Here is a 1,589-nt window from a genome sequence, read left to right as displayed (position 1 = left end):
TGCTTATGCAAGCTGGTTAAGCGAATAAGAGCGCACGGAGGATGCCTAGGCGCCAGGAGCCGAAGAAGGACGTAGCGAACGACGATACGCCTCGGGGAGCCGTAAGCAGGCTTTGATCCGGGGATTTCCGAATGGGGAAACCCTCATGAGTGAACCTCATGAATCTTCCACTGAATTCATAGGTGGTTGAAGGCACACCCAGGGAACTGAAACATCTAAGTACCTGGAGGAAAAGAAAACAACAGTGATTCCCTTAGTAGCGGCGAGCGAACGGGGACTAGCCCAAACCAAGGGACTTGTCCCTTGGGGTTGTAGGACGTCAACATGGCAAAAGTAGAGTAGGCGAAGAGGTCTGGAAAGGCCCGCTATATGAGGTAAAAGCCCTGTAGCCTAAACTTTACGTATGCCTAGACGGATCCTGAGTACGGCGGGGCACGGGAAACCCCGTCGGAATCCGGCAGGACCATCTGCCAAGGCTACATACTCCCTGGCGACCGATAGTGAAGCAGTACCGTGAGGGAAAGGTGAAAAGCACCCCGGAAGGGGAGTGAAATAGAACCTGAAACCGTGCGCTTACAAGAAGTCAGAGCCCGTTAATGGGTGATGGCGTGCCTTTTGTAGAATGAACCGGCGAGTTACGTTTACATGCGAGGTTAAGCTGAAGAGGCGGAGCCGTAGCGAAAGCGAGTCTGAATAGGGCGACTTTAAGTATGTAGGCGTAGACCCGAAACCGTGTGATCTACCCCTGACCAGGGTGAAGGTGCGGTAACACGCACTGGAGGCCCGAACCCACGTCTGTTGAAAAAGCCGGGGATGAGTTGGGGGTAGGGGAGAAATTCCAATCGAACTCGGAGATAGCTGGTTCTCCCCGAAATAGCTTTAGGGCTAGCCTCGGTGTGACTGTCGTGGAGGTAAAGCACTGATGGGGTGAGGGGCCCGCCAAGGGTTACCAAGTCCCGTCAAACTCTGAATGCCATGAACAGGTCACCGGGAGTCAGACAGCGAGTGCTAAGATCCGTTGTCAAAAGGGAAACAGCCCAGACCATCAGCTAAGGTCCCCCAGTGTGTGTTAAGTGGGAAAGGATGTGGAGTTGCACAGACAACCAGGATGTTGGCTTAGAAGCAGCCACCATTGAAAGAGTGCGTAATAGCTCACTGGTCGAGTGACTCTGCGCCGAAAATGTAACGGGGCTAAACACGCCACCGAAGCTATGGCTTGCACGTAAGTGCATGGGTAGGGGAGCGTTGTATGCGGGTCGAAGCTAGACTGAGAAGACTAGTGGACTGCATACAAGTGAGAATGCCGGTATAAGTAACGAAAAGATCAGTGAGAATCTGATCCGCCGAAAGCCTAAGGGTTCCTGAGGAAGGCTCGTCCACTCAGGGTTAGTCGGGACCTAAGGCGAGGCCGAAAGGCGTAGTCGAAGGACAACAGGTAGAAATTCCTGTACCACCGTAAGCCGTTATGAGCAATGGGGTGACGCAGGAGGGCAAGGACGCGAGCGGATGGAAGTGCTCGTCTAAGCAGCAAGACTGGTGGGTAGGCAAATCCGCCCACCGTAAGGTCAAGCTGTGATGGGGAGGGGAAA

The 1,589-nt window shown here is 53.8% G+C and carries 1 rRNA gene (only partly in view); it reads left to right on the top strand.

Annotation, left to right across the window (positions count from 1 at the left end):
* Positions 1-14: 14 nt before the first annotated feature.
* A 23S ribosomal RNA gene (locus tag ACI1P1_RS29650) occupies positions 15-1,589 on the top strand; its annotated part runs 1,349 nt beyond the window's last position; the annotation flags it as partial.

This window comes from Paenibacillus mesotrionivorans, assembly GCF_046098205.1.
GTDB lineage: Bacteria > Bacillota > Bacilli > Paenibacillales > NBRC-103111 > Paenibacillus_AR > Paenibacillus_AR mesotrionivorans.
This window is presented reverse-complemented; position numbering and strand designations above follow the sequence as displayed.